We start from the raw sequence: 7,279 nt of genomic DNA on the forward strand, positions 1-7,279 counted from the left end.
TACCTCAATCCGCAAGATATACACCGCTTGTTCGACGACTATCGGCAGCACGGTACTTCGATACGCGACATGGTCAGGCCGTGGATACGCGGCGCTTAGCGGAGTTGCGCGCCGACAATCGCCGCCCGATCGGCGTTAGGCTACTTGAGTCGGCTGGGGAGTTGTTTGCGCGGCAATAAGTCTGCTTATCTGGCCGGGCCGGCATACCGCCAACGGCGAGATGGCGGCCATTGCCCCCGCGTTTGCCGAGTCATCCTCCTGTTGGGCGTGGGTTTGGATGCCCGGACCTTCAGTTTGTCCGGGACCGAATAGCTACGCGGGGATTTTTCCCTTGCCAGCGGTCCGGGCGCTTGTTAGGGTTGGCTGGCCCGGATGGCGGGCGTTCGGAATAGGTGAGCATATGACGATGGGTCTGTGGCGTGTGGCGTTCGCGGCGGTTGTCTGTGCGGTGTTTGCCCCTGGCTTGGCGACGGCGACCGAGATGACGCGCGAGCAAGTGGCGGCCGTGATTGCCGGCACCGGCGCGACGCAACGCCCGAAATTGACCGGCAAGGATTTGTCGGGACTGGATTTGTCCGGGTTGGACCTTCACGACGCGGATTTGTTTTCCGCCAATCTGGACGGTTGCCGTTTGGATGGCGCCAACTTGGCGAATGCCAATTTAAACCGCGCGCAATTGCGCGGCGCGAGTTTGCGGCAAGCGAAGTTGACCGGTGCCAGCCTCTATGCGGTCGTGTTGGACGGTGCCGACTTAAGCGGCGCCGATCTGAGCGGCAGCCGCATCATCGGTTTGTTGAACGGCGTGAACCTGAGCGGCGCGCTGCTGAGAGGGGCTAATTTGGGCGCGGATATGGCAAATCAGGGCATGGCGCCGGCTCGGGTCGAAATGAACAACGCCAAACTGCGCGGGGCGGACCTCAGTGACGCCAACCTGATGCACGGGATTTTGACCTACGCGCAATTCCACGGCGCCAACTTAAGCCGGGCCAATTTGCGTTGGGCCGATTTGGCGGGCGCCAATCTGAGCGATGCCGTCGTCGACGGCGCCGATTTCCGCAATGCCAATTTCGACGGTACCAGTCTGCGTGGCGTCAAGGGCGCCGATTCCGCGGCAGGCATGGATTAACGCGTCTTTCGCTCGTTTACCTTCCTCTCCACGCTTTTCGGGGACGCGTTTGCTCGTGCTCCGGAAAGCAACTTCTAAAGACCTTCCCGTCCGAATCGGATTACAATAGCGGCTATTTACGTTTAACCCCGGTATCGCCCCGCCGATGCCGATAGTCAGGAGCGCAATTGGCCGACAGAATCATTCGAATCGCGACCCGACAAAGTCCGTTGGCTTTGTGGCAGGCAGAACATGTCGCGGCCCGGCTCCAACAAGCGTTTCCCGGATTGCGAACCGAATTGGTCAAAATGGTGACGCGCGGCGACAAAATCCTCGACGCGCCGCTGGCTAAGGTGGGCGGCAAGGGCCTGTTCGTCAAGGAGCTGGAGCAAGGGATGCTGGACGGCGCGGCCGATATCGCGGTGCATTCGATGAAGGATGTGCCGGTGGAATTTCCCGCTGGGCTGCATCTCGCCGTGATTCTGGAACGGGAGGACCCCACCGATGCCTTCGTATCCAATCGTTACCGCGATTTGGCCGAATTGCCGGCCGACGCTCGTATTGGCACATCCAGTCTGCGCCGACAATGTCAAATCAAGGAAAAATTCCCAAAAGCGGATATTCTCAGCCTGCGCGGCAACGTCAATACCCGGCTGGCTAAACTCGATGCCGGGGAATACGACGCGATCATTCTGGCGTCGGCCGGCCTGAAACGCTTGGGATTGGCGGAGCGGATCACGTCGGCGTTGGCGCCGGAGCAAAGTTTGCCGGCGATGGGGCAAGGCGCGATCGGCATCGAATGCCGTAGCGACGATGCTGAGATTCACGACTATCTGAAAGTGCTGCACGACGAGGCCACCAGCATCCGGGTCAGTGCCGAGCGGGCAATGAATGCTCGCTTGAACGGCGGTTGCCAGGTACCGATCGCCGGTTTTGCCGAAATTCGCGGCGAAAGCCTGTTGTTGCGCGGTTTGGTCGGCAGTCCGGACGGTTCGGTACTGTACCGGGCCGAAGCCGAAAGCGGATTGGCGGACGCAACCGCGCTGGGCGATCGCGTAGCCGACGCGCTACTGGAGCAAGGCGCGGACCGGATTCTGCGCGAGTTGTATCAGTGACGCCGAGTTTGCGCGGCGCCCGGATCTTGGTCACTCGGCCGGCCGCGCAAGCCCCGCGCTTATGCGGCTTGATCGAAGGCGCCGGCGGACAGGCCATCCGGTTTCCGGTTCTGGAAATCGTCGCCGAGCCGCTGGCCGACTCAGTCATGACGCTCGCCGCCGCCAGCGATTGGCTGATTTTTACCAGTACGAACGCTGTGGATTTTGCTATCGCCGCGTTCGGTGGCAAAATGCCCGGCTTGCATCGGCCGAGGATTGCCGCGGTGGGCGAGGCGACAGCCGGCGCGTTGCGCGCGGCGGGATGGCCGGTTGATTGCGTGCCGGCCAGCGATTTCAGCAGCGAGGGCTTGTTGGCCGAGGCGGCGATGCAAGCGGTCGCCGGCCAGCGATGTGCCATCGTGCGCGGAGTCGGCGGTCGCGAAAAACTGGCCGAGGCGTTGCGCGCTCGCGGCGCTGAAGTGACGTATCTGGAGGTTTATCGGCGGGTCAGGCCCGCGACCGATACGGCGGAGCTGGTGACGGCATTGGCGGCGGACCGCTTGAACGCCACCACGATTACCAGCCTGGAAGCCTTGGAGAATCTACTGGCCATGTTGGATGAAATCTCGGCCGCGGCATTGCGGGCCTTGCCGTTGGTCGTGGTCAGCGAACGGATAGGCGCGGCCGCGACGGAGCTCGGATTTTCCAGCGTGGCGGTGTGTCGGCAACCGGCCGACGCGGCGATTTTAGAGACCTTGACGACGATATTGAACGGGGAAAACAGTGGCGGAAGTAACTGAAGAACAACAACAAGAAAATCAAGCCCCCACCGTGGTGGTAAAAAAGTCTCTCGCCGGTTTGTGGATAGGTATCGTGGCGATTCTATTGGTGATTGGCTTGGCGGCGGCCGGCTTTTACTTTTTTCAGCAATTGCGGACCAGCCAGGATACCGAAAACAATCAGGACAATCTGAAGCTGATAGAAGTCGATAAGGAAATCAATGGCCTGCAGGAGCAGCTGTCCGGCTTGCAGTCGCAGATCGCCAATCTGAACGCCGAAATGACCGGCAAGGACAACCACTTTACCCAAACGCTGACTGACTTCTCCAAACTCCATGAGGAGCGGCTGGAAACCGCCCGCAAGGAGCTGGAAGCCTCGATTCAAATTTTACAACGGCAATTTGGCAAGACCCGTAGCGACTGGTTGTTGGCCGACGCCGAATACCTACTGACCGTCGCCAACCAGCGCCTGCATTTGGTCGGCGACGTTCATACCACCCGCGAAGCGCTGGAGGCCGCCGATCAACGTTTGCGGGAAAGCGGCGACGCGGCGGTTTTCAAGGTTCGCGAACAAATCGCCAAGGAGCTGGCGTTGCTGAACAGCGCGACAGTGCCGGACATTGTCGGCATTTACGCCGGTATCCAACACTTACAGGACGCGGTCGAAGGCTTATCGGTATTTTTGCCGCATGCCGGCAAGCAACCGGAAAAGGCCGAGCCGAGCAATGACTTGTCCGAAAATGGCCATGAAATTCTCCAACAAGTCGCCAAGCAATTGGAAGGGTATGTCGTGTTACGCCATACCGAGCAACCGGTCAACGCCATTCTGACTCCCGAGGAAGCGCACTTCCTCAAGCAACAGTTGAAGGTCCGGCTGGAAATGATCGAGATCGCGCTGGTTCAGCAAAACGACACCTTGTTCGCCAGCAGCATCGCAGACGCCAAGCAATGGTTGAAGAAAAACTTTGCCGAAAACCAAAAGACCGAGCAATTTGCCGCCGAATTGGACAAACTTGCCGCCGTGCAAATCCGCAGCCAATACCCGGACGTTTCCGGCTCGTTGAAATTGCTGAAGGACATCGGCAAGCTGCGCCTGGAAACCGACAAGGCCATCATGACCGGTACACCGGCCGAATCGGCCGCCCAGCCCGCCTCCGGCAACGCTCAGCCATAAGCGAGTACAGTCATGAAGAATCTGATGTATTTTCTCGGTTCGCTGCTGACCGCCGTTCTGGTCGCGTTTTTATTGCATAGCTGGCTGGCCGAGCATAACGATCCGGGTTACGTGCTGATCGGCTTCGGGCATTGGTCGTTGGAAACCTCGCTGACCGTGTTTACCGTCGGCCAAGTGTTGGGTTTTTTCGTGTTGTATAGCCTGTTCCGGCTGCTGGGCGTGTTAATTCGGATGCCGGGGCACATTAGCAAGCGTAGGCGGACGATTCGCTTCAATCGCTCGCAGGAGGCGCTGGTCGCCGGTTTGGTCGATGCGGCGGACGGCAATTGGGAAAGCGCCGAAAAAGTACTGATCAAGCATGCCGCCCACAGTGGCGCGCCGCTGCTGCATTACCTGACCGCGGCGCGGGCGGCGCACTCGCGGGGGGCCATGGACAAGCGCGACGAGTACCTTAAAAAAGCCGCCGAACAATCCTCCGACACCGATTTGATCGTCGGTCTGACTCAGGCGGAACTGCATTTGTCGGAGAAGCAGTTCGAGCAAGCCTTGCAAGCTCTCGGCAAATTGCATTCGATCAACCCCGGCCACGCCAGGGTGCTGAAAATGATGCATCAGGCCTACCAGCACTTGGGCGACTGGGAAGGCTTGAGCAAGTTGTTGCCGACCTTGCAACAGCACAAAATCCTGATGGAAGCCGAAGTCAAATTGTTGGAAACCGAGACCTATAGCCGCTTGCTGAAGCAGGCCGCCGCCGGCAACGACGAGCAAGCCATCGCCGCTTGTTGGGCCGATGTGCCCAACCACATCAAGGTCGTGCCGGGCATCGCCAATATTTACTTCGCGGCGATGATTGCCGCCGGTGCCGGGGTTCGCGTCGAAGACGCCATCATGGCGCAATTGGCCAAACATTGGGACGAAACCTTGCTGGCCTTGTACGCGACCATAGACACCGGTGACGGTGCCAAGCAATTGCAAGGCGTAGAACAGTGGCTGGCGGTTTATCCGAACAGCGCGGTTTTGTTCCAGGTATTGGGCCGTTTGGCGCTGAAAGCCGGCCAAATGGAAAAGGCCGAGCAATATCTATTGAAAAGCCTGCATATCGAGGCCAGCGTGGCCGCTCACCAGTTGCTGGGCGAAGTATTTTTCGCCAAGGGCGACAAGGATCAGGCTTGCGACTATTTCAAACGCGGTATCGAGCTCGCTGCGAACGAAATGATCAGCGGTCTGAGCTGACAGCCTATCGGTGTCGGAATTATCCGCAGTCAATAGTCATACAGGAAATGTCGTCGGCGACATTGCGGTCGCCGATATGCGCGGTCAACGCTTGCGTTAATTCGGCCACTCGGCGCGCCGCCGGCGCGGCGGCGGTAATCTCCAGCAACCTTTCCCGGCCGAACGGCTGACCATCGCCGTTTTCGGCGGCAATCAAACCGTCCGAATACATCAGCAATTGGCAGCTTTGCGGCCAATGCCAGACTTCGCAGCGGTCGCTGAATTCCCGATCGCTGACGGTTCCGGCCGGCGGGTGGCGGGATTCGAAGCGGAACAACGGTTGGCCGTCGCCGTCCAGCGCCAGCAAATCCGGCAGACCGCCATTCCATAACTCGATCGCATTCCGCTGACTGTCCACGATACCGACCGCGATGGCGACGGTATGGCCCGGCGGCATTTGCACGCCCAACAAGCGGTTGATTTCCCGAATAATCACCGGAATCGACAAGCCTTTCTTGGTCATCGATTGAAACGCCTGGTGTATGATCACGGTGGGCAGCGCCGCCGCCAAACCTTCGCCGCAAGCGTCGGCCAGCATGAAATAGATTTGGCCGCTACTGATGCGCCGCGCCGACAGCAGATCGCCGCTGAAGCGTTGCGCCGGCATCAGCCACACCGCCAGACTGCGGTCGTTCAAATCGTTTTGGCGGGTCATCCGCTCGATCAAACCCTGCAAAAACAACTGTTCGGCTTCGTTTTGGTCGCGATAGGCCTGCAGTTGCCGGCTGTCTTCGACGATGCGCTTTTGCATCGCCACCGAACGTTGCGCCGACAGCAACTTGGCGCTGAGCACCGCTTGGTTGAAGGGTTTGGGCAAATAGTCGTCGGCGCCGGCTTGCAGGCCATTGACCACGTCGTTGATTTCGGCCAGCGCGCTGATCGCGAAGATCGGCACCCAACGGTCGGTGGCCTCGGCGCGGATGGCCCGGATCGCATCCAGACCGTTCATCCTGGGCATCATGATGTCCATCAAGATCAGGTCCGGGGCTTCGCGCCTGAACAGGTCAACCGCTTGCTCGCCATCCTCGGCCAACACCACCTCGTGCTGCATTCGGGCCAGCAGCTTTTGTAACAAGATCCGGTTTTCCAGAACGTCGTCGGCGACGAGGATTTTCATGGGCGGGTGGGTTTGGCGGTAAAGCGGGAAGTCTAGCCTAAACGAACCAGCGATCCCACATCCCATCGACCTTTTTAATCACATCTTCATGCTGTAGCCGACTGAAATAGCCGGTAGGATATTTCGTTAGAGCCGGCTCCGAGAAATTGCACAGCCGGTAAAGTGAAACACCCTGCTACGTTTGAAAGTCCGCCAGGACCAAGCCACGGCGCGGAAGATGTCCAAAAAACCGAGAAGAAAACATTCACCGGCCTTCGAAGCCAACGCGGCGTTGGCGGGCGACAAAATCCCGGCCCAATTGACCCAAACATTCGAGGTTGATCAAATGCGGATGGTCGATTGGCAAGAACCGTCAGCGGCGGGCGGCCGAGGTGTTCGAAAAGTCCGCCGACTCCGAATCGCTGCCGGTCGGTCTGCAAGCCCCGCATGCGAAAATCGGTCAACTGACGTTGGATGTGTCTATTCCAGTTCAAACCAGCCACCGGTTCCGATGCAAACCGCTCCATCGATTCCGATACATTACGCCAGGATTGAATGACAGTTTTTGGGCGTGGCAAATTGGAGCAATCGACCCGTTGCAGTCAATGAAAATTAATTTGAAAAGACAAGAAAAGGCTAATAAGCTGACAATCAAATGCAAATTGGATAAGTTGAAGTAATCGTACATCACGAAGCCAGCGCACCATTTCACTCTTTGTTAATCAGCTATGAGGCAATAGGGCGAGAGGGATTTATACT

6 protein-coding genes are annotated in these 7,279 nt (G+C 58.6%); 5 read left to right on the top strand and 1 reads right to left on the bottom strand.

Annotated features, from left to right (window positions below; all coding sequences use genetic code 11):
• The first annotated feature begins 406 nt into the window (after positions 1 to 406).
• The 5 genes from AC3B8H_RS16260 to AC3B8H_RS16280 all read left to right on the top strand — a co-directional run bounded on the left by AC3B8H_RS16260 (position 407) and on the right by AC3B8H_RS16280 (position 5,385).
• The gene (locus AC3B8H_RS16260; protein WP_488442595.1) at positions 407 to 1,126 is read left to right on the top strand and encodes a pentapeptide repeat-containing protein; all 720 of its coding nucleotides are present in this window, start codon (positions 407 to 409) and stop codon (positions 1,124 to 1,126) included.
• 167 nt (positions 1,127 to 1,293) lie between these two features.
• A complete protein-coding gene (gene hemC / locus AC3B8H_RS16265; protein ID WP_488442596.1) occupies positions 1,294 to 2,220 on the top strand; it encodes a hydroxymethylbilane synthase in 927 nt (308 codons plus the stop codon).
• Entirely contained in the window at positions 2,217 to 2,999 is a 783-nt protein-coding gene (locus AC3B8H_RS16270; RefSeq protein ID WP_488442597.1) for a uroporphyrinogen-III synthase, read from the top strand. The genes hemC and AC3B8H_RS16270 overlap by 4 nt, the downstream gene beginning before the upstream one ends.
• The gene (locus AC3B8H_RS16275; protein WP_488442598.1) at positions 2,983 to 4,152 is read left to right on the top strand and encodes a uroporphyrinogen-III C-methyltransferase; all 1,170 of its coding nucleotides are present in this window, start codon (positions 2,983 to 2,985) and stop codon (positions 4,150 to 4,152) included. Before AC3B8H_RS16270 ends, AC3B8H_RS16275 begins: the two co-directional genes overlap by 17 nt.
• A 12-nt stretch (positions 4,153 to 4,164) precedes the next feature.
• A complete protein-coding gene (locus AC3B8H_RS16280) occupies positions 4,165 to 5,385 on the top strand; it encodes a heme biosynthesis HemY N-terminal domain-containing protein (protein WP_488442599.1) in 1,221 nt (406 codons plus the stop codon).
• Between the two features lie 19 nt (positions 5,386 to 5,404).
• On the opposite strand, the gene AC3B8H_RS16285 is transcribed toward AC3B8H_RS16280, so the two are convergent.
• Complete coding sequence (locus tag AC3B8H_RS16285; RefSeq protein ID WP_488442600.1) at positions 5,405 to 6,541, bottom strand: SpoIIE family protein phosphatase; 1,137 nt, start codon at positions 6,539 to 6,541, stop codon at positions 5,405 to 5,407.
• Between the last annotated feature and the right edge of the window lie 738 nt (positions 6,542 to 7,279).

This window comes from Methylomonas sp. BG-2 (assembly GCF_057766305.1).

Coding starts and splice junctions, on each gene's coding strand:
- AC3B8H_RS16280 (WP_488442599.1), top strand. CDS start 4,165: ATGAAGAATCTGATGTATTTTCTCGGTTCGCTGCTGACCGCCGTTCTG.
- AC3B8H_RS16285 (WP_488442600.1), bottom strand. CDS start 6,541: ATGAAAATCCTCGTCGCCGACGACGTTCTGGAAAACCGGATCTTGTTA.
- AC3B8H_RS16260 (WP_488442595.1), top strand. CDS start 407: ATGGGTCTGTGGCGTGTGGCGTTCGCGGCGGTTGTCTGTGCGGTGTTT.